The 20405-nt window shown below is 71.3% G+C and carries 19 protein-coding genes, 1 rRNA gene and 1 riboswitch; of the genes, 15 read left to right on the forward strand and 5 right to left on the reverse strand.

What is annotated here, in order from left to right; genetic code table 11:
- The 11 genes from rrf to ACQKM2_RS34015 form a co-directional block, all read left to right on the forward strand.
- Positions 1-83 (forward strand): 5S ribosomal RNA (gene rrf / locus ACQKM2_RS33965); the annotation flags it as partial.
- A gap of 139 nt (positions 84-222) precedes the next feature.
- Entirely contained in the window at positions 223-810 is a 588-nt protein-coding gene (locus tag ACQKM2_RS33970; protein ID WP_405981727.1) for a CDP-alcohol phosphatidyltransferase family protein, read from the forward strand.
- 101 nt (positions 811-911) lie between these two features.
- Entirely contained in the window at positions 912-3410 is a 2499-nt protein-coding gene (locus ACQKM2_RS33975; protein ID WP_427716727.1) for a sugar phosphate nucleotidyltransferase, read from the forward strand.
- Between the two features lie 88 nt (positions 3411-3498).
- Positions 3499-4404, forward strand: a complete 906-nt coding sequence (locus ACQKM2_RS33980) for a DUF881 domain-containing protein (RefSeq protein WP_427716729.1) — start codon at positions 3499-3501, stop codon at positions 4402-4404.
- The gene (locus tag ACQKM2_RS33985; protein ID WP_007262894.1) at positions 4401-4733 is read left to right on the forward strand and encodes a small basic family protein; all 333 of its coding nucleotides are present in this window, start codon (positions 4401-4403) and stop codon (positions 4731-4733) included. The genes ACQKM2_RS33980 and ACQKM2_RS33985 overlap by 4 nt, the downstream gene beginning before the upstream one ends.
- A 5-nt stretch (positions 4734-4738) precedes the next feature.
- The gene (locus tag ACQKM2_RS33990; RefSeq protein WP_427716732.1) at positions 4739-5584 is read left to right on the forward strand and encodes a DUF881 domain-containing protein; all 846 of its coding nucleotides are present in this window, start codon (positions 4739-4741) and stop codon (positions 5582-5584) included.
- A 130-nt stretch (positions 5585-5714) separates the two neighbouring features.
- Positions 5715-6608, forward strand: coding sequence for an FHA domain-containing protein (locus ACQKM2_RS33995; RefSeq protein ID WP_427716735.1), 894 nt, complete (start codon positions 5715-5717; stop codon positions 6606-6608).
- Between the two features lie 70 nt (positions 6609-6678).
- The gene (locus ACQKM2_RS34000) at positions 6679-7443 is read left to right on the forward strand and encodes a MerR family transcriptional regulator (RefSeq protein WP_427716736.1); all 765 of its coding nucleotides are present in this window, start codon (positions 6679-6681) and stop codon (positions 7441-7443) included.
- A 63-nt stretch (positions 7444-7506) separates the two neighbouring features.
- Positions 7507-7980, forward strand: a complete 474-nt coding sequence (locus tag ACQKM2_RS34005) for a bifunctional nuclease family protein (RefSeq protein WP_007262890.1) — start codon at positions 7507-7509, stop codon at positions 7978-7980.
- Between the two features lie 184 nt (positions 7981-8164).
- Positions 8165-8806 (forward strand): MerR family transcriptional regulator, encoded by a 642-nt coding sequence (locus ACQKM2_RS34010; RefSeq protein ID WP_427716739.1) that lies wholly within the window; start codon positions 8165-8167, stop codon positions 8804-8806.
- A 179-nt stretch (positions 8807-8985) separates the two neighbouring features.
- Positions 8986-10374 (forward strand): DNA polymerase IV, encoded by a 1389-nt coding sequence (locus ACQKM2_RS34015; protein WP_427716741.1) that lies wholly within the window; start codon positions 8986-8988, stop codon positions 10372-10374.
- Here the strand turns inward: ACQKM2_RS34015 and ACQKM2_RS34020 are convergent.
- Positions 10371-10724, reverse strand: coding sequence for a PRC-barrel domain-containing protein (locus ACQKM2_RS34020; protein ID WP_427716743.1), 354 nt, complete (start codon positions 10722-10724; stop codon positions 10371-10373). The two genes, ACQKM2_RS34015 and ACQKM2_RS34020, sit on opposite strands and share 4 nt — an antisense overlap.
- A 123-nt stretch (positions 10725-10847) precedes the next feature.
- Positions 10848-10946, forward strand: a riboswitch (glycine riboswitch).
- Positions 10947-11144: 198 nt separating this feature from the next.
- Here ACQKM2_RS34020 and gcvP point away from each other — a divergent pair.
- Positions 11145-14030 (forward strand): aminomethyl-transferring glycine dehydrogenase, encoded by a 2886-nt coding sequence (gene gcvP / locus ACQKM2_RS34025; protein ID WP_427716745.1) that lies wholly within the window; start codon positions 11145-11147, stop codon positions 14028-14030.
- 130 nt (positions 14031-14160) lie between these two features.
- Here the strand turns inward: gcvP and ACQKM2_RS34030 are convergent, their stop codons facing one another.
- The gene (locus ACQKM2_RS34030; RefSeq protein ID WP_007262885.1) at positions 14161-14349 is read right to left on the reverse strand and encodes a DUF5999 family protein; all 189 of its coding nucleotides are present in this window, start codon (positions 14347-14349) and stop codon (positions 14161-14163) included.
- A gap of 260 nt (positions 14350-14609) precedes the next feature.
- The gene (locus ACQKM2_RS34035) at positions 14610-15230 is read right to left on the reverse strand and encodes a hypothetical protein (protein ID WP_427716747.1); all 621 of its coding nucleotides are present in this window, start codon (positions 15228-15230) and stop codon (positions 14610-14612) included.
- A 495-nt stretch (positions 15231-15725) separates the two neighbouring features.
- On the opposite strand from ACQKM2_RS34035, the gene ACQKM2_RS34040 reads away from it, so the two are divergent.
- Both ACQKM2_RS34040 and ACQKM2_RS34045 read left to right on the forward strand, forming a co-directional pair.
- Entirely contained in the window at positions 15726-17261 is a 1536-nt protein-coding gene (locus tag ACQKM2_RS34040) for a glutamate-cysteine ligase family protein (protein ID WP_427716748.1), read from the forward strand.
- An 82-nt stretch (positions 17262-17343) separates the two neighbouring features.
- Positions 17344-18141, forward strand: coding sequence for a CPBP family intramembrane glutamic endopeptidase (locus ACQKM2_RS34045; protein ID WP_285346161.1), 798 nt, complete (start codon positions 17344-17346; stop codon positions 18139-18141).
- 3 nt (positions 18142-18144) lie between these two features.
- On the opposite strand, the gene ACQKM2_RS34050 is transcribed toward ACQKM2_RS34045, so the two are convergent.
- A complete protein-coding gene (locus tag ACQKM2_RS34050) occupies positions 18145-18969 on the reverse strand; it encodes a PhzF family phenazine biosynthesis protein (protein WP_427716749.1) in 825 nt (274 codons plus the stop codon).
- Between the two features lie 202 nt (positions 18970-19171).
- On the opposite strand from ACQKM2_RS34050, the gene ACQKM2_RS34055 reads away from it, so the two are divergent.
- Positions 19172-19786, forward strand: coding sequence for a PadR family transcriptional regulator (locus ACQKM2_RS34055; RefSeq protein WP_427716751.1), 615 nt, complete (start codon positions 19172-19174; stop codon positions 19784-19786).
- 103 nt (positions 19787-19889) lie between these two features.
- Here ACQKM2_RS34055 and ACQKM2_RS34060 read toward each other — a convergent pair whose 3' ends face one another.
- The gene (locus tag ACQKM2_RS34060) at positions 19890-20318 is read right to left on the reverse strand and encodes a type II toxin-antitoxin system Rv0910 family toxin (RefSeq protein WP_427716753.1); all 429 of its coding nucleotides are present in this window, start codon (positions 20316-20318) and stop codon (positions 19890-19892) included.
- Positions 20319-20405: the final 87 nt, after the last annotated feature.

Here is a 20405-nt window from a genome sequence, read left to right on the forward strand (position 1 = left end):
ACATTCCGAACCCGGAAGCTAAGCCTTTCAGCGCCGATGGTACTGCAGGGGGGACCCTGTGGGAGAGTAGGACGCCGCCGAACAATCATTGTGGGGAAGCCCCGCACCTTCTGGTGCGGGGCTTTTCTGCGTTCGGGGTCAGCCCGCCCCCCGGCGGGGACTCCTGTAGGGTCAGGGGGCATCGATTCGACCATTTCTAGCGTGACAGTGGGAGGCCCCCGGGTGGAGGTCCAGGAGACTCGGGTTCAGACCGACCGAATTTTCACCATTCCGAACATCCTGAGCATGGCTCGGCTCGTCGGCGTACCGCTGTTCCTCTGGCTCATCCTGGAGGGGTACGACGGGTGGGCGCTGGCCGTCCTGATGCTCAGCGGGATCAGTGACTACCTCGACGGAAAACTCGCGCGCCGCTGGAATCAGATCAGCAAACTGGGCCGCCTGCTGGACCCCGCCGCGGACCGCCTCTACGTCCTGACGACGCTCTTCGGTCTCACCTGGCGGGAGATTCTTCCCCTGTGGCTCACCGCGGCCCTCCTCGCCCGTGAGGCAATGCTGCTGGTCATGGTGTGGATCCTGCGCCGGCACGGCTATCCGCCCCCGCAGGTCAACTTCCTCGGCAAGGCCGCGACCTTCAACCTCATGTACGCCTTCCCGCTCCTGCTGCTCAGTGACGGGGACGGCTGGTTGGCCTGGATGGCGTCCGTTTTCGGATGGGCGTTCGCGGGATGGGGTACAACGCTCTATTGGTGGGCAGGAATCCTTTACGTGGTGCAAGTCCGCCGCCTGGTCAGGGCTGCCACGGCCGATTGAGCTCGCTCGGCGCCGGTGCTGACGCGGAGGAGTTGCGGAGTATCCGTCCGGGACGGGTGAGGTCGGCTGGACCGTCATCTCTCTAGGAGGACTCTTCCGACATGAAGGCCGTCGTGATGGCCGGTGGCGAAGGTACGCGGCTTCGCCCCATGACCTCAAGCATGCCCAAGCCGCTCCTGCCGGTGGCCAACCGGCCGATCATGGAGCACGTGCTGAGGCTGCTCAAGCGCCATGGGCTCAGCGAGACCGTGGTCACGGTGCAGTTCCTGGCCTCCCTGGTCAAGAACTACTTCGGTGACGGCGAGGAGCTCGGGATGGAGCTCACCTACGCCAACGAGGAGAAGCCTCTCGGGACCGCCGGCAGCGTGAAGAACGCCGAGGAGGCCCTGAAGGACGACACGTTCCTCGTCATCTCCGGCGACGCGCTGACCGACTTCGACCTCACCGACCTCATCAATTTCCACAAGGAGAAGGGCGCACTGGTCACGGTGTGCCTGACCCGGGTGCCGAACCCGCTGGAATTCGGCATCACCATCGTGGACGAGGAGGGGAAGGTCGAGCGCTTCCTCGAGAAGCCGACCTGGGGGCAGGTCTTCTCGGACACCATCAACACCGGCATCTACGTGATGGAGCCGGAGATCTTCGACTACGTCGACCCGGACGTCTCGGTCGACTGGTCCGGTGACGTCTTCCCGCAGCTGATGAAGGAAGGCCGGCCGATCTTCGGCTACGTGGCCGAGGGCTACTGGGAGGACGTGGGCACCCACGAGAGCTACGTGAAGGCGCAGGCCGACGTCCTCGAAGGCAAGGTCCAGGTCGACATGGACGGCTTCGAGATCTCGCCCGGGGTCTGGATCGCCGAAGGCGCCGAGGTCAGCCCGGACGCGGTGCTGCGCGGGCCGCTGTACGTCGGGGACTACGCCAAGGTCGAGGCCGGCGTGGAACTCCGCGAGCACACGGTCGTCGGGTCGAACGTGGTCGTCAAGAGCGGGGCCTTCCTCCACAAGGCCGTCGTCCACGACAACGTCTACATCGGCCCCCACAGCAACCTGCGCGGCTGCGTCATCGGCAAGAACACCGACATCATGCGGGCCGCCCGGATCGAGGACGGTGCCGTCATCGGTGACGAGTGCCTCGTGGGTGAAGAATCCATTGTCCAGGGCAACGTGCGCGTCTACCCGTTCAAGACGATCGAGGCCGGCGCCTTCGTCAACACCTCGGTGATCTGGGAGTCCCGCGGCCAGGCACACCTGTTCGGTGCCCGGGGCGTCTCCGGGATCCTGAACGTGGAGATCACCCCCGAGCTGGTGGTCAAGCTGGCCGGTGCCTACGCGACGATGCTGAAGAAGGGCGCGATCGTCACCACGGCGCGAGACCACTCCCGCGGTGCCCGTGCGCTCAAGCGCGCGGTGATCTCGGCGCTCCAGGCCAGCGCCATCGACGTGCGCGACCTGGAGAACGTACCGCTGCCGGTGGCCCGTCAGCAGACGGCCCGCGGCGCAGCGGGCGGGATCATGATCAGAACCTCGCCCGGGGTGCCCGACTCGGTGGACATCATGTTCCTCGACGAGCGGGGAGCCGACCTCTCGCAGGCGCAGCAGCGCAAGCTGGACCGGGTGTACGCACGGCAGGAGTACCGGCGCGCCTTCCCCGGCGAGATCGGCGACCTCCAGTTCCCGTCGAGCGTGTTCGACTCGTACACGGGCTCGCTGCTCCGGCGGGTGGACACCACCGGCATCGCCGATGCCGGGCTCAAGGTGGTCGTGGACGCCTCCAACGGCAGCGCCGGCCTCGTGCTGCCCAGCCTGCTCGGCCGGCTCGGCGTGGACGCGCTGACGATCAACCCCGGTCTCGACGAGTCCCGGCCCACCGAGACCCGGGAGTCGCGGCGGGCCGGGCTCGTGCGGCTCGGGGAGATCGTGGCGTCGGCCCGGGCGGCGTTCGGCGTACGGTTCGACCCGGTCGGCGAGCGGATCTCCCTCGTGGACGAGCGGGGCCGGATCATCGAGGACGACCGGGCGCTGCTCGTGCTCCTCGACCTCGTCGCCGCCGAGAAGCGCAGCGGCAAGGTGGCCCTGCCGGTGACCACGACGCGCGTCGCCGAGCAGGTGGCGGCGTACCACGGGACCCAGGTGGAGTGGACGACGACCTCGCCCGACGACCTGACCCGGGTCGGCCGGGAGGAGACCACGATCTTCGGCGGCGACGGCCGGGGCGGGTTCATCGTCCCGGAGTTCAGCAGCGTCTTCGACGGGTCGGCGGCCTTCGTCCAGCTGATCGGGCTGGTGGCGCGGACCCAGCTCACCCTGAGCCAGATCGACGCCCGCATCCCGCGCGCCCACGTGATCAAGCGGGACGTGCCCACGCCGTGGGCGGCGAAGGGGCTCGTCATGCGGCGGGTCGTGGAGGCCGCCGGCGACCGGCAGGTGGACACCACCGACGGGGTGCGCGTGGTCGAGGCCGACGGGCGGTGGGCGCTGGTCCTGCCCGACCCGGCGGAGGCCGTCACCCACCTGTGGGCCGAAGGCCCCGACGACGCCTCCGCGCAGGCGCTGCTCGACGAATGGGGCGCGGTCGTGGACGGCGCCGGACAGCACTGACCGGAATCCGGCGGGCCGGGTGCGGGGAGTGACCCGGCCCGGCCCGCCGGACGGGCGCATTGGGTGTTGGCGGCGGCGACATGCAACGATGTGCGGCATGTCGCAGCCGCCCAACAACCGGAGTTCGGCCACACCGCCCGCGCGCCCGGACGCCTCCATGTCGCTGCTGACCCACGTGATGGACCACAGCCTCGACGAGGGCTATGCGGAAGCGTCGGCCCGGCGCGAGGCGGACGGCACGGCGGGGCTGCCCCGTACCCTCAAGGCCAAGCTGGGGCTCGCCGCGGGTCTCGTGCTCGCCGCGATGGTGGTCACGCTCGGTGCCGCGCAGGCACGCGTGGCGGCGCCGGTCCTGGCCAAGGAGCGCCAGGAGCTGATCGACCGGGTGCAGCGGGCGGACGACCACGCCGACGCCCTGGAGCGGGAGACCGAGCGGCTGCGGACCGAGGTCGCCGACCGGCAGCGCGCCGCGCTGAAACAGCAGGTCGGAGAGCGGGGCCGGCTGGTGGAACTGCTGGCTGGTGCAACCGAGGTGCACGGTCCCGGCGTCAAGCTGGTGGTGGACGATGCCAAGGGTGCCTCGTCGGGCGGCGGTGGCGGTCCGCGCGAGAGCGCCGGGTTCTCGAACACCGGCCGGGTCCGGGACCGGGACATGCAGCGGATCGTCAACGGGCTCTGGCAGGCGGGCGCCGAGGCCGTCTCGATCAACGGGCAGCGGCTGACGGCGCTGTCGGCGATCAGGGCCGCGGGTGACGCGATACTGGTCGACAACAAGCCGCTGGTGCCGCCCTACGAGGTCCTCGCGGTGGGTGACAAGAAGCGGCTCGGGCCCACGTTCCAGGACTCCGTGGACGGTCAGTACCTGCACGTCCTCCAGGAGAGCTACGGGATCCGCTACAGCCTGACCCCGATGGACGAGGTACGGCTGCCCGCGGCGTCGAGCCTGACCGTCCGCACAGCCACAGCAGCAGAGCCGAAGAAGGGTGCATCGTGATCGCGGTACTGGGCCTCTTGGCCGGAGTGGTGGTCGGGCTTCTGGTCCGGCCCGAGGTGCCGGCCGTGGTGGAGCCTTATCTGCCGATCGCCGTGGTCGCCGCGCTCGACGCGGTGTTCGGCGGTCTGCGCGCGATGCTGGACGGGATCTTCGTCGACAAGGTCTTCGTGGTGTCGTTCCTGTCGAACGTGGTCGTCGCCGCGCTGATCGTCTTCCTCGGCGACAAGCTGGGCGTCGGATCGCAGCTGTCGACGGGTGTGGTCGTCGTCCTCGGCATCCGGATCTTCTCCAACGCCGCGGCCATCCGCCGGCACGTCTTCCGGGCGTGACGCCGATGAGTACGGACAACACCCCGCCGGAGGAGCCGGACGCCTCCGGCCCGTCGAAGCCGGAGCCGCAGCCGCAGCCGTCGGCGCAGCCCGTGCCGCCCGCGGCGCAGCCCCAGGAGCCGCCGCAGGAGACCGGGCGCCAGCGCCTGGCCGCCGGGCTGTGGCCACCGAGGTTCAGCCGGGCCCAACTGATCGTCGCGCTGCTGCTGTTCGTCCTGGGACTCGGGCTCGCGATCCAGGTACGGTCCAACAGTGACTCCAGCGCCCCGCTGCGCGGTGCCCGGCAGGAGGACCTCGTACGGATCCTCGACGAGCTGGACGGGCGCACCCAGCGCCTGGAGGACGAGAAGCAGCGGCTGGACGACCAGCGCAAGGAGCTGCAGAGCAGTTCCAACCAGGCGGAAGAGGCCCGCCGTCAGACGGTTGAGAAGGAGCGCCAACTGGGCATCCTGGCCGGTACGGTGGCCGCACAGGGCCCGGGGATCACGCTGCGGATCACCGATGCCAAGGGCCAGGTGCGGTCCGACCAGCTGCTGGACACCCTCCAGGAGCTGCGGGCGGCCGGGGCGGAGGCGATCCAGATCAACGGCGTGCGCGTCGTGGCGGGCTCGTACTTCTCCGACGAGGGCGGCGGGGTCGGGATCGACGGTAAGAAGATCACACAGCCCTACGAGTTCAAGGTCATCGGCAAACCGCAGGATCTGGAGCCCGCGCTGAACATCCCGGGAGGTGTGGTGCAGACGATGGAGAAGGAACAGGCCACGGTCGCCGTCACACGGTCGGCGAAGATCGTTGTGGATGCCTTGCGGGCTGCGAAGCAGCCTGACTACGCTCGGTCGTCATCGCCGTGATGCGTAGCGGAATGTGGACAGGCTCACGCGGGCCGAAGCCTGCGGGGGGTCGGCGCACGGAAGTCGCCGTGCGTGGTGGAAACTGTCTGGTGGTTACGGACGTTGTCAGAATGTCCGGGTCGGCAGGTGTGTGCATGCAGAGTTCGTCCTGCCCCACGGGCGGGTCTGTTTCGGTCAAGGGGAATCGCCCGTGAAGTTGTTTGAGAAGTTGTTCGGCAAGAAGAAGAACGAGGAAAGCGGTGCGGCGCGGCACCGCGCGGGGCAGCCGGAAGGGGAAGGGCAGGGCGACAGGCCGCTCTTCCGCGACGAGGTGGCCGGCCCGGGTGACAACGCGGGCGGGCGCGGCGCGTCGTCCGTTGACCCGGCTGGTTCCGGACGCATAGGTTTCGGTGAACCATCAACCTCTAGTGCGGGTGGAGGGTTTGCCTCTGACCCCTATGCCACCAGTGCCTCCGCGGGGCAGCCGCGGCGCGAGGAGCCGTCCATGTCGGCCGAGCAGACGTGCGGCAGGTGCGGTCACCGCAGCGACGCTGCGAGCCGTTTCTGCTCCAACTGCGGGGCGCCGCTGCGGCCGGGCCTGACGCCGGAGCGCGCTTCGGAGACCACGTCCACCATCTCGATCTCGGGCCTGGAGGCCTACGAGGCCGAGGGGTCGGGCCAGCACGCGCCGTCCTCGCTCTCTCCCGAGGCCCAGGCCGCGGTGGAGGCGCTGCCGCCCGGTTCCGCCCTGCTGATCGTGCGGCGCGGCCCGAACTCGGGCAGCCGGTTCCTGCTGGACGGCGAACTGACCACTGCGGGCCGGCACCCGCAGAGCGACATCTTCCTGGACGACATCACCGTGTCCCGCCTGCATGTCGAATTCCGCCGGAGCCCGGAGGGCGGCTTCACCGTCGCCGACGTGGGCAGCCTCAACGGCACGTACGTGAACCGCGAGCCGATCGAGTCCGTCGCCCTGCACAACGGTGACGAGGTGCAGATCGGCAAGTACCGGCTGGTCTTCTACGCGAGCCTGCGGGGCGTCTGACCCCCTCGGACACCGTCCGGGGGGAACCCCACCCCCGGACACCCTCCGGGGTGACCCCAGGGAAGGTTCCATGCTGCGTACCCCGACGGGCGGTGCCGCCAAGAACGGCACCGCCGGCTCGGCCGGGCAGCTGGTCAGCATCGGCACGGTGCTGACCACGCTGCGGGACGAGTTCCCCGAAGTCACGATCTCGAAGATCCGCTTCCTGGAGGCGGAAGGCCTGGTCGAGCCCCGGCGCACGCCTTCCGGATACCGCAAGTTCAGCACGGAGGACGTGGAGCGCCTCGCGCGCGTCCTGCGCCTCCAGCGCGACCACTACCTCCCGCTGAAGGTCATCCGGGAGCAGCTGGACGCGCTCGACCGGGGTGAGCAGATCCGCATCCCCGCGCCCGCCGCGCACGGGGAGTCCGTGGACGGCGCACAGCCCTCCGCCGGGTACGCGGAGGCGGCCGGCGAGCCGCCGGCGGCGGCCCGGGTGGGCCGGGCCGAGCTGATCGCGGCCGCCGAGGTGGACGAGGCGCAGCTCGTCGAGTGGGAGTCGTACGGGCTCGTCTCGGAAGGGCCGGGCGGCGGATTCGACGCGGGGACGCTCGCCGTGGCCCGGCTGATCGCGGATCTCGGCCGGTTCGGCCTCGAACCGCGCCACCTGCGGGGCATGAAGGCGGCGGCGGACCGGGAGGCCGGTCTGGTGGAGCAGCTCGTAGCCCCGCTGCGCAGGCACCGCAATCCGCAGACCAGGGCGCACGCGGAAGCCACGATGAGGGAACTCGCGGGGCTCTCCGTGAGGCTCCACGAGGCCTTGGTGCAGACCGCTCTCGGGCTCCGTGCGCACTGACCGGACCGGTCCCGGTGGGGCCCCGACTACCCAAACCTGCCGGGCAGGTCCTAGGGTTGCTGTGTGAACGAGCTCGACGTTGTGGGTGTCCGGGTGGAAATGCCCTCCAACCAACCGATCGTGCTCCTGCGTGAAGTGGGAGGCGACCGGTACCTCCCCATCTGGATCGGTCCTGGGGAGGCGACCGCCATTGCCTTCGCGCAGCAGGGCATGGCCCCTGCCCGGCCGCTGACGCACGACCTGTTCAAGGACGTGCTGGAGGCGGTCGGTGAGGAGCTCACCGAGGTCCGGATCACGGATCTGCGGGAGGGCGTCTTCTACGCGGAGCTGGTCTTCGCCAGCGGGGTCGAGGTGAGCGCGCGGCCGTCGGACGCCATAGCGCTCGCCCTGCGCACGGGAACGCCGATCTACGGCAGCGACGGCGTGCTGGACGACGCCGGGATCGCCATTCCCGACGAGCAGGAGGACGAGGTGGAGAAGTTCCGCGAGTTCCTCGACCAGATCTCTCCCGAGGACTTCGGCACGGGCCCCCAGTAGCCGCGCCGGCGGCCGTGCCGTCCACCGGGAACTGTCAGCCCATTCGAGTAGCCTTTCCCCGCAGCGGGGTACGGGAAACCACTCTCAGGGTGATTATCACTCGGCGTGCCGAGTGTGGCGATCGTTGACGCACCCCTGGTCACTGCCTACCTTCAAGGTGGCAGGTCAAGGACGGAGGGTCGGCGTGAGGATCACGGGCGACGGTACGACCGGGGGCACCCCCGCGCGGAGCGACGGCGGGCCGTACCCGGTGCACGGCGGCGCGGCGGGTGCCTCGCCCCGTCAGCCGGCGGCCGCGCCGGTCGGACCGGTGGGCGAGGGCCCGGCGTCGTCCGAGCAGGTCGGCTACCGCGGACCCACGGCGTGCGCCGCCGCGGGGATCACGTACCGGCAGCTCGACTACTGGGCGCGCACCGGACTCGTGGAGCCGAGCGTGCGGCCCGCGTACGGGTCGGGCACCCAGCGGCTGTACAGCTTCCGCGACGTGGTCGTGCTGAAGATCGTCAAGCGCTTCCTGGACACCGGGGTGGCGCTGCAGAACATCCGCACCGCCGTGCAGCACCTGCGGGACCGGGGCTTCTGCGACCTGGAGCGCATGACGCTGATGAGCGACGGCGCGACCGTGTACGAGTGCACCTCGCCGGACCAGGTCGTGAGCCTGCTCCAGGGCGGGCAGGGCGTCTTCGGTATCGCGGTGGGCGTCGTCTGGCGCGACGTCGAGAACGCGCTGTCGCAGCTCCACGGGGAGCGCGTGGACACCGGGGAGACCCTGGTCGGCCACAACCCGGCCGACGAGCTCGCGGCCCGCCGGAACCGGGCCGTCTGAACCCGGCCGTCAGAACCCGGCCGTGCGGACCGGCCGTCCGAACCCGGCGGTCAGAACCGGCCGTCCGGCCCCGGCCGCTCGGCCCCGGCCGTGCGGACCGCCGTCCGTGGCCCGCGGCCGCGGCGGGTCCCGGACCGGTGATCACCGCGTTGTCAGTGGCGTAGGGCAGCATCGGTGCCGTGAGATCCGCCCCGACCATCCTGCACCTGGACATGGACGCCTTCTACGCCTCCGTGGAGCAGGCGTCGAAGCCCAGCCTGCGCGGGAAGGCCGTGATCGTCGGAGGGCTCGGGCCGCGCGGGGTCGTCGCCACCGCCTCCTACGAGGCCCGGCGGTTCGGGGTGCACTCGGCGATGCCGACGGCGCAGGCCCGCCGCCTCTGCCCGAACGGGGCCTACCTGATCCCGCGCTTCACCCTGTACCGCGAGGTCAGCGAGCTGGTCATGGGCCTGCTGCGGGAGCTCTCGCCGCTGGTGGAGCCGCTCAGCCTGGACGAGGCCTTCGTGGACCTGGAGGCGGGCGGAGCGGCCTTCGACGCGGCGGGCGCCCGCGCCACGGGGGAGCGGCTGCGGGCCGGCATCACGGCCCTCACCGGCCTCAGCGGTTCGGTGGGGCTGGCAGGGTCCAAGATGCTGGCCAAGATCGCCTCCGAGGAGGCCAAGCCCGACGGGCTGCTGCTCATCGAACCGGGGACCGAGCGCGAGCTCCTCGCGCCCATGCCGGTGCGCACCCTGCCCGGGGTGGGGCCGGCCACCGGGGAGCACCTGCGCCGGGCCGGGATCACCACCGTGGGGGAGCTGGCCGAGGCGGGCGAGGACGAGCTGGTGCGGATGGTGGGCCGGGCGCACGGCGTCGGCCTGTACCGGATGGCCCTGGGGCTGGACGACCGGCCGGTGGTCGCCGAGCGGGACGCGAAGTCCGTCTCGGTGGAGGACACCTTCGACGTGGACCTGCACGACCGGGTGCGGATCCGGTACGAGGTGCAGCGGCTCGCCGACCGCTGCGTGGGCCGGCTGCGCGCCTCGGGCCACTCGGGGCGGACCATCGTGCTGAAGGTGCGCCGGTACGACTTCTCGACGCTGACCCGCTCCGAGACGCTGCGGGGCCCCACCGACGACCCGGCGGTGGTGCGGGAGGCGGCCGCGCGGCTGCTGGAGGGCGTGGACACCACCGGCGGGGTGCGGCTGCTGGGGGTGGGCGTGACGGGGCTCGCCGACTTCACGCAGGAGGACCTCTTCGCCCAGGCGCGGGCCGCCGCCGAGGGGGAGGCGGAGGAGGCGCAGGGCCCCGAGGAGGACGCCGCCGCGGCCGCCCCGGAAGGCGGGCCCGCGGAGCCGCCCGCGGCGGCCCTGGAGGGCGCCGGGGCCGCTCCCGTGCGGCACTGGGCGGCGGGCAGCGACGTCCGCCACGCGGTGTACGGGCCGGGGTGGGTCCAGGGCAGCGGGGTCGGGCGGGTGACCGTACGGTTCGAGCGGCCCGGATCGCCCCCGGGCCGGGTCCGCACGTTCCTGCTGGACGACCCGGAGCTGGAGCCGTCCGACCCGCTGCCCCTGGTGGGCAGGTCCTAGGTGTCCTGGGGGTGGGGGCGCTGGAAGTCGGAGGGGAGGGCCACGTCCAGGCCGTAGTGGTGGTACAGCTGGAGCTCCTGCTCGGGGGAGAGGTGGCGGCCGACCCCGAAGTCGGGGGCGTCCTTGATCAGGGAGCGTTCGAAGGGCACGCGCAGGGCGTCGTCCACCACTTCGCTGGGTTCCAGGGGGACGAAGGCGTCGCGGCCGAAGAGGCCCGTCCGGACTGCGGCCCACTCGGGGACGCCCGTGGCGTCGTCGAGGTAGACCTCGTCCACGGTGCCGATCTTGGTGCCGTTGCGGTCGAACGCCTTGCGGCCGATCAGGCTGCGGGGATCGATGTCGGTCTGCACGGTCCCTCCGTACGGTCGCAGTGATGCACAGCTCATCCGTAATGACTACAGAAGTGCATATTTGGAGAGGGGGCCACTCGAGGGAGGGTCGAGAACGTCGCTGGTAGGCTGGGTGACGGCTGTTGACCCTGTGCGGGAGAGTCCTCCGAGTGAGTACGACGGAGGCGCCGAAGGAGCAAATCCTCCCCGGAATCTCTCAGGCATACGTACCGCACGTGACGAGGCCACTCTGGAAAGCAGGGGCAGGTCCCGGGACCCGCAGTACCGGTACTGGCCCCTCACCGACGGTGAAAGCCGGAGCTCTCGGGCGACCCCCGCGACTCCGGTGAAGCTCTCAGGTTGTGATGACAGAGGGGGAGGCCGTCCGGGTGCCCGCGCCGTGGTGCCCCTCGCAGGTCATACGACCAGGAGGCCTCCGTTATGACCGCCAACCGCATTCCGCTCTCCCAGCTCGAGCGGGGCATCCCCTTCGAGCAGCGTCACATCGGCCCGGACGCCGAAGCGCAGGCCAAGATGCTCGCCCAGGTGGGCTACGGCTCCCTCGACGAGCTGACCGCCGCCGCGGTACCGGATGTGATCAAGACTGCCGAAGCGCTGAACCTGCCCGAGGCGCGCACCGAAGCCGAGGTGCTGGCCGAGCTGCGTTCGCTGGCCGACCGCAACCAGGTGCTCTCCCCGATGATCGGCCTCGGCTACTACGGGACCTTCACCCCGCCGGTGATCCTGCGCAACGTCATGGAGAACCCGGCCTGGTACACGGCGTACACCCCGTACCAGCCGGAGATCTCGCAGGGCCGCCTGGAGGCGCTGCTGAACTTCCAGACCCTCGTCGCCGACCTGACCGGCCTGCCGACCTCCGGCGCCTCCCTGCTGGACGAGGGCACCGCGGCGGCCGAGGCCATGTCGCTGGCCCGCCGCGTGGGCAAGGTCAAGGGCGGGGTCTTCCTGATCGACGCCGACGCGCTGCCGCAGACCATCGCCGTGATCGAGACCCGCGCCGAGCCCACGGGCGTCGAGGTCGTCGTCGCGGACCTCTCCGAGGGCATCCCCGCCGAGATCGCCGAGCGCGGCGTCTTCGGCGTGCTCCTCCAGTACCCGGGCGCCTCCGGCGCGGTCCGCGAGATCAAGCCGGTCATCGACCAGGCGCACGAGCTCGGCGCGATCGTCACCGTCTCCGCCGACCTGCTGGCCCTGACGCTGCTGACCTCCCCGGGCGAGCTGGGCGCGGACATCGCCGTCGGCACCACCCAGCGCTTCGGCGTCCCGATGGGCTTCGGCGGCCCGCACGCCGGCTACATGGCCGTCCAGGCCAAGCACGCCCGCTCGCTGCCCGGCCGCCTCGTCGGCGTCTCCGTGGACGCGGACGGCAACAAGGCGTACCGCCTGGCCCTGCAGACCCGTGAGCAGCACATCCGCCGCGAGAAGGCCACCAGCAACATCTGCACCGCGCAGGTGCTGCTCGCCGTGATGGCCGGCATGTACGCCGTCTACCACGGCCCGGACGGCCTGAAGACGATCGCCGGCCGCACCCACCGCTACGCCGCCGTCCTCGCCGCGGGCCTGACGGCCGGCGGGGTCGAGGTGGTGCACGGCTCCTTCTTCGACACCGTCACCGCCAAGGTGCCCGGCAAGGCCGCCGAGGTCGTCGCCGCCGCCCGCGAGGGCGGGGTCAACCTGTACCGCGCGGACGCCGACCACGTGTCGGTCTCCTGCGACGAGACCACCACCCGCGCCGACCTCGAAGCCGTCTGGGCCGCCTTCGGCGTCACGGCCGACATCGAGGCCCTGGACGCGGTCACCGCCGACACGCTGCCCGAGGGCCTGCTGCGCTCGGACGCGTACCTGACCCACCCGGTCTTCCACCAGCACCGCTCCGAGACCGCGATGCTGCGCTACCTGCGCAAGCTCTCGGACAAGGACTACGCGCTGGACCGCGGCATGATCCCGCTGGGCTCCTGCACCATGAAGCTCAACGCGACCACCGAGATGGAGCCGGTGACCTGGCCCGAGTTCGGCCAGCTGCACCCGTTCGCGCCGGTCGAGCAGGCCGAGGGGTACCTCACGCTCATCAACGAGCTGGAGGAACGTCTCTGCGAGGTGACCGGCTACGACAAGGTCTCCATCCAGCCGAACGCCGGCTCCCAGGGCGAGCTCGCCGGTCTGCTGGCCGTCCGCGCCTACCACCGCGCGAACGGCGACGAGCAGCGCACCATCTGTCTCATCCCGTCCTCCGCGCACGGCACCAACGCCGCCAGCGCCGTGATGGCCGGCATGAAGGTCGTCGTCGTCAAGACCGCCGACGACGGCGAGGTGGACGCGGACGACCTGCGCGCCAAGATCGAGCAGTACCGGGACGAGCTCTCCGTCCTCATGATCACCTACCCGTCGACGCACGGTGTCTTCGAGGAGCACGTCGCCGACATCTGCGCCCAGGTGCACGAGGCCGGCGGCCAGGTGTACGTGGACGGCGCCAACCTGAACGCCCTGGTGGGTCTGGCCAAGCCGGGCCACTTCGGCGGCGACGTCTCGCACCTGAACCTGCACAAGACCTTCTGCATCCCGCACGGCGGCGGCGGCCCGGGCGTCGGCCCGGTCGGTGTCCGGGCGCACCTGGCCCCGTACCTGCCGAACCACCCGCTCCAGCCGACCGCCGGCCCCGAGACGGGCGTCGGCCCGATCTCGGCCGCGCCGTGGGGTTCGGCCGGCATCCTGCCGATCTCCTGGTCGTACGTCCGCCTGATGGGCGGCGAGGGCCTCAAGCGCGCCACCCAGGTGGCGGTGCTCGGCGCCAACTACATCGCCAAGCGCCTGGAGCCGCACTACCCGGTCCTCTACACCGGTCCGGGCAACCTGGTCGCGCACGAGTGCATCATCGACCTGCGCCCGCTCTCGAAGGCCACGGGTGTGAGCGTGGACGACATCGCCAAGCGCCTGATCGACTACGGCTTCCACGCGCCGACCATGTCCTTCCCGGTGGCCGGCACGCTGATGATCGAGCCGACGGAGTCCGAGGACCTCGCCGAGATCGACCGCTTCTGCGACGCGATGATCGCCATCCGCGCCGAGATCGAGCGGGTCGCCGGCGGCGAGTGGCCGGTGGACGACAACCCGCTCGCCAACGCCCCGCACACCGCCGCGGCGCTGGGCGGCGAGTGGAACCACCCGTACACCCGTGACGAGGCCGTCTTCCCGGGCGGGGTCGTGGCCGCCGAGAAGTACTGGCCGCCGGTGCGCCGGATCGACGGCGCCTTCGGCGACCGGAACCTGGTCTGCTCCTGCCCTCCGCTGGACGAGTACGACAACTGAGCCGGGCCGGCGGGCCCGTCGCCGGCGGGCCGCTGACCCGGTGAGGTCACGCTGAAGGGGCCGGTCCCGGAGCTTCGAGCTCCGGGACCGGCCCCTTCCGTGTCCGTGCGGTGTTGCCGTGCGGCTCCGGTCACGCCGCCGCGAGCGGGCGGTGCGGGGCGATGATCTGTCCGTCCGGCAGCAGCTCACCGGTGTCCTCGAAGAGCAGGACGCCGTTGCACAGCAGGCTCCAGCCCTGTTCCGGGTGGTTGGCCACCGGGCGCGCGGCCTCCCGGTCGGCGGATTCTGATGACGGGCAGGCGGGCTGGTGCTGGCACATGGATGGGTTCTTTCGCTGCGGTGTGGTCTGTTCGCTACGGCTCGATGCGTGGTTCATGGCCGTCCCCCTGGGTCGTCCCCGCACCTGCGGGGAGGATGTCCTCAGTGTTCCCCCAGGACGGCTGCTTCGCAGGTATTTCCCGGCAGCTGTCCTCTTGGAATGAGGACGCATCACCCGTGCGGGCGGTTCAGGCCAACTCCCCTGTCATTTCGGGTGGTTCGCATTGACCCGAGCGGACTAGGCCGAATGGGCCACTCGGATCAGGCCGCCGGGGCGGCGAGGGTGGGCGGGACCGGTGGGGCCGCCGGGGTCAGCCGGTGGGTCATGACGGGCAGCAGCTCCGAGACGGGATGCGGCCGGAAGGGTGCGATCCCGGGCGGGGCCGGAGCCAGGGGCACCAGCAGGTCCGCCGCGGCGGGGAGGCCGGCGGCGGCGTCGGCGCCGACCGCCCCGTGCAGCCACAGGGTCAGCATGTACAGCTCAGGTACGGACAGCAGCCTCGGCTGGTAGCCCTTGCCGAGCGACTCCGCCTGGCGCAGGGCGCGTTCGGTCGCGGCGACGTAGGGACCCTCGAAGAAGTGGGAGAAGGCCCAGCCGTCCGGGGTCAGCCGGGTGTCGGCCGCCGCGACGAAGCGGTCGCCGCTGCGGATCAGGAACCGCCAGCCGGTCAGGCGGGTGCGGGGCGGGCGGGCGGCGGCCGGGTGGCCGGACACGCTCAGGCGGTCGAGCACGTGGACCGGGAGCGGGAGTTCGGCGGTCAGCGGGCCCTGGACCGAGCGGAGGGCCGGGGTGTGTGCCTCGTGGACGGCGGTGGGAGAACCGAGTGCCGCGAGGACGCTGCGCAGGGCGGGCGCGGGAGCCGGGTGAACATGCAGCGGCATGGTGGGTCGCCTCTCACTTGGGAGACCTGTGGTGCGGGGGAAAGTGCGGACGGCGCTGTCGCATTCTGGGGTCAGAGGTGGGCTTTGGGGCAATGGCCGCGCGCCAACTCTCTGCCTCGTTTGCGGAGTTTATACGACATGTGTTCACGCAGTGTTTCGGCTAGCCGTCCCGCCTATTGCCGGCAAGGCGCCTTCCGGTCCCGCTGTCATGGTATTCATGCCGGATACACGCGGACATGCCGCGCTGACCTCGGAGGTTACCCCAAGGGCGCTCGGCTTGAAACCTTCGGCAATCAGGAACCGGCAAAGGCCAACGGGAAATTGCGTTCCACGGGTTGCCAGGTGAATGTGCCGGAGCGCCCTTCGGGCCGTACCGGCGCGCGCTCCCCGCCAAGGCCCGCCGCCCCGCGTTATGGATCACGGTGCCTGGGCATCATCGACCGTGACGTGCGCCCGGGTGGACCGGGCCTGGCCCACTCGAGGAGGGACGCTTCGATGGGGGAGAAGGTCGTGGCAGGCGGATTCGACCTGTCCGATCGGCATCGGTATCGGAGGAAGCTTCACGAGTGCCTGGAGGGGCTGGAGCGGCTTCTGGCGGAGAAGAGGTTCGATCGCCCGAAGAACATGATGGGGCTGGAGATCGAGCTGAATCTCGCGGGTGCCGACGGTTTGCCGCGCATGGTGAATGCACAGGTGCTGGAGCGGATAGCGAGCCCGGATTTCCAGACCGAACTCGGAATGTTCAACCTGGAGGTGAACGTACTCCCGCACCGGCTCGACGGGAGGGTATTCGACCAGCTCTCCGAAGAACTGAGCGCGGGACTCCACTACGCCCACCGGCAGGCCGCGGAGATCGACGCGGGCGTCGTGATGATCGGGATCCTTCCCACCATTTCGCGTGCGGACCTGGCCCTGGCCAACCTCTCGGCGGTGGACCGCTACTCCCTGCTCAACGAGCAGATCCTGATGATGCGCGGGGAGGACTTCCGGCTCGACATCGACGGGGTCGAGCGGCTGACCTGGAGCACCGGTTCGATCGTGCCGGAAGCCGCCTGCACCTCCGTGCAGCTGCACCTCCAGGTCACCCCGGCCCGCTTCTCCGACGTGTGGAACGCGGCGCAGGCGGTGACCGCCGTACAGATAGCGGTGGGGGCCAACTCGCCGTTCCTGTTCGGGCGCGAGCTGTGGCGCGAGTCGCGTCCGCCGCTGTTCACGCAGGCCACCGACACCCGGCCGCCCGAGCTGCAGGCGCAGGGGGTGCGGCCGCGGACCTGGTTCGGGGAGCGGTGGGTGGACTCGGTGTACGAGCTGTTCGCCGAGAACGTCCGCTTCTTCCCCGCCCTGCTGCCGATCTGCGACGAGGAGGAGCCGCTGCGGGTGCTCGCCGAGGGCGGGGTGCCGAGCCTGCAGGAGCTGGTCCTGCACAACGGCACGGTCTACCGGTGGAACCGGCCCGTCTACGGGGTCGCCGACGGGGTGCCGCACCTGAGGGTGGAGAACCGGGTCCTGCCCGCCGGGCCCACCGTTGCCGACGTCGTCGCCAACGCCGCCTTCTACTACGGGCTCGTACGGACCCTCGCGGACGAGCCGCGCCCCGTGTGGACCCGGATGTCCTTCGCGGAGGCGGAGGCCAACTTCGACGCGGCCTGCCGGTACGGGATCGACGCGCGGATCCGCTGGCCGCGCAAGGGCCGGGCCGGGGGGCTGGTGAGCGTGCCCGCGGTGCGGCTGGTGCTGGACGAGCTGCTGCCGATGGCCGCGGCCGGGCTGGACGCCTGGGGCATCGAACCCGCCGACCGGGACCACTACCTCGGGATCATCGAGGAGCGGTGCCGGCGCCGGGTGAACGGGGCGACCTGGCAGGTGGAGACGTACCACCGCGCGCTGGCGGGCGGGCTGGAACGCGACGCCGCCCTCGCGGCGACCACCCGGCGCTACAGCGAGCTGATGCACAAGGGCGACCCCGTGCACACCTGGCCGGTGGGCCTGGAGGAACAGGAGGTGGACGCCACGCGGGCGGTCCGCCGCTGAGGGCCGGGCCGCTCCCGCCGGTCCGCTCCCGCCGCCGAGGAGGCAGTATGGGGTGGTGGTCGGAACGGGACGGGAGTCAGGCGTGCGGGTCGAGCCGGAGCCGGTGGTCGTGGAACTGCGCGAGGACGGGCGCCGGGTGCTGCGTACCGAGACCCTGCTCGTGCTCGCGCTGTCGCTGGGCGCGAGCGGGGTCTCGGCGCTGATCAGCTTCATCGGGTCGCTCACCAAGCCGGGCGGCCTCAAGGACCAGGCCGCCACCCTCAACGGCTCCTACGCGCCCGGCCGGCCGTGGCTGGACCTGGCCTGGCAGCTGTTCGGGATCGCGACCGCGCTGGTCCCCGTACTGCTCGTCGCGCACCTGCTGACCCGCGAGGGCGCGCCCGGGCTGCGGGTGCTGGGCTTCGACCGCACCCGCCCCGGCCCGGACCTGGCCCGGGGCGCGCTCGTGGCCGCCGGCATCGGCAGTGCCGGGCTCGCCTTCTACCTGGCGGCCCGGGCCACCGGCTTCAACCTGACGGTGGTGCCGGAGGCCCTGCCCGACGTGTGGTGGAAGTTCCCCGTGCTGATCCTCTCCGCGGTGCAGAACTCCGTGGTCGAGGAGGTCATCGTGCTGGCGTACCTGCTGCGCCGGCTCGGGCAGCTGGGCTGGTCGCCGACGGCCGCGCTGCTCGCCAGCTCCCTGCTGCGCGGTTCGTACCACCTCTACCAGGGCATCGGCGGGTTCATCGGCAACATGGTGATGGGCGTCGTCTTCGTCCTCGCCTACCGGCGCTGGGGCCGGGTCGGCCCCCTGGTCGTCGCGCACGCCCTGCTCGACATCGTCGCCTTCGGCGGGTACGCCCTGCTCGCGGGCAAGGTGGGCTGGCTGCCGACGCCGTAGCGGTCAGGCCGCGGGGGCGGTGAGCAGTTCGCCGTCGACGACGGTGACGGCGCGGCCCGTCAGGAGGGTGCGGTCGTCCGCGAGCCGGACCCGGACCAGGCCCGTGCGCGCCCCGCCCTGGAGGCCGGTCAGCTCGGTACGGCCCAGGCGCGCCGCCCAGAAGGGGGCGAGCGCGGTGTGGGCGCTGCCCGTCACCGGGTCCTCGTCGATGCCGACGGCGGGGAAGAAGCCGCGCGAGACGAAGTCGTAGCCGCGGGAGGGGTCCTCGGCGGGGGCCGTGACGATGACCCCGCGCCGCGCGTAGGCGCGCAGGGCCGCGTGGTCGGGCACGAGTTCCCGTACGGTCCGCTCGTCGGTCAGCTCCACCAGCAGGTCGCCGATGTGCTCGGCGGTGTCGTGGAACGACTTGGCCCGCGCTCCCAGCGCGCGTTCCACCGCGGGGACCGGGTCCAGCGGGCTCAGGGACGAGGTCGGGAAGTCCATGGTGACGGTCCCGTCCTCGGCGACGTCGGCGGTGAGGATCCCGCAGCGCGCGGCGAAGCGGACCGGGCCCCGGGCGAGGCCGGCGGCGGCGATGACGTGCGCGGTCGCGAGGGTCGCGTGGCCGCACATGTCCACCTCGGCGGCCGGGGTGAACCAGCGCAGCGCCCAGTCGGCGTCGCCGCCGGCCGGCAGCGGGTGGGCGAAGGCGGTCTCGGAGAGGTTCATCTCGGCGGCGACCCGCTGCAGCCAGGTGTCCGGCGGGAAGCCGCCGTCAAGGAGCAGGACTGCGGCGGGGTTCCCCTGGAAGGGGCGGTCGGTGAAGGCGTCGACGATTCGGATGCGCATGGGGCCGACCGTAGGGGGCTCCCCCGAAAACGGACAAAGGCCAATTCGAGGTGACTGGCCTGGTCACGGCCGCGATCCGGGCGACTGTCGACGACAGGTTCCGATATATCGTTGACGCATCGCGATGGATCAGCGATAGTGAAGAAGTCGAAACGACGACTGGCATGACGGACATGGCAGAGATGACGAAAGGAGCGCAGTGATGCGTTCACGCGGACAGCACGACCACGGACATGACCACGGACGGGGCCACGGCCACTGCGGGCCGGACCGTCGGGAGGAGTTCAGGGGGCTGCGCGCCGCCTTCGGTCCGTTCGGGCCGCCCTTCGGGGGCGGGCCCTTCGGCGGGCGGGGCGGACGCGGCGGACCGCGCGGGCGGGCCAGGCGGGGCGACGTGCGCGCCTCGATCCTGGCGCTGCTCGCCGACCGGCCGATGCACGGCTACGAGATGATCCAGGAGATCGGCGAGCGCAGCGGCGGGGCGTGGAAGCCCAGCCCGGGCTCGGTCTACCCGACCCTGCAGCTGCTCGAGGACGAGGGGCTGATCACCAGCGCGAGCGAGGGCGGCAAGAAGCTGTTCACGCTCACCGACGCCGGCCGCACCGAGGCCGAGTCGGGCCCGGACGCCCCCTGGGCGGATGCCGGGCGCGGCTTCGACTTCGAGGCGGTGCACGAGGTCCGTGCCGCCGCCGGCGGGCTGATGGAGGCCTTCGGGCAGGTCTTCAAGACCGGCTCGCCCGAGCAGCGGGAGAAGGCCCTCGCGGTCATCAACGACGCCCGCAAGAAGCTGTACCTGATCCTGGCCGACGAACACTGAGGCAGGACGCGCGCCCGGCCGGGACGCGTACCGGCCGGGCACGCGCAGGCGCGCCCCGCGAGTCCGCTCGCGGGGCGCGCCTCGTCGTGCGTCCGGGCCCGGGTCAGGCGACCAGGCCGGCCAGCTTGCGCAGGGACTCGTTCAGCGCGGCCGTCGCGGAGTCCTTGAGCTTGCCCGCCATCAGCGAGACGGCGGCGCCCGTGAACTCCCCGTCGATGCGGACCTTCGTGGCCCCGCCGTCGGGGGTCAGGGTGTAGCGGGTGAGCACCGCGACGCCCATCGGGCCCTTGCCGGTGATGGCGAAGACGCGCTGCTCCTCCAGCTCCGAGACCGTCCACAGGACCTCGGCGGGGAATCCCATCATCTTCATGTTCTCGCTGAAGGTGGACCCCACCGCGAGGGTCTCGGGACCGCCCTTCGGGAAGTTCGTGTGGGTCATGCTCCACTGCCCGTACGCGTCCCAGTCGGTCAGCTGGGCCCAGAGCTTCGCGGCGGGCGCCTCGATGCGTGATTCCGCGGTGACTTCAGCCATGCGTCCACCCCTTCTCGTCGGGTACGTGCGGCGGAAGGTAGCCCCGGCGCGCGGAACATACAAGACTGACGACCTGTCAGATCCGGG

Origin of the sequence: Streptomyces sp. NPDC004126, assembly GCF_050275515.1 — a bacterium.
Classification (GTDB): domain Bacteria; phylum Actinomycetota; class Actinomycetes; order Streptomycetales; family Streptomycetaceae; genus Streptomyces.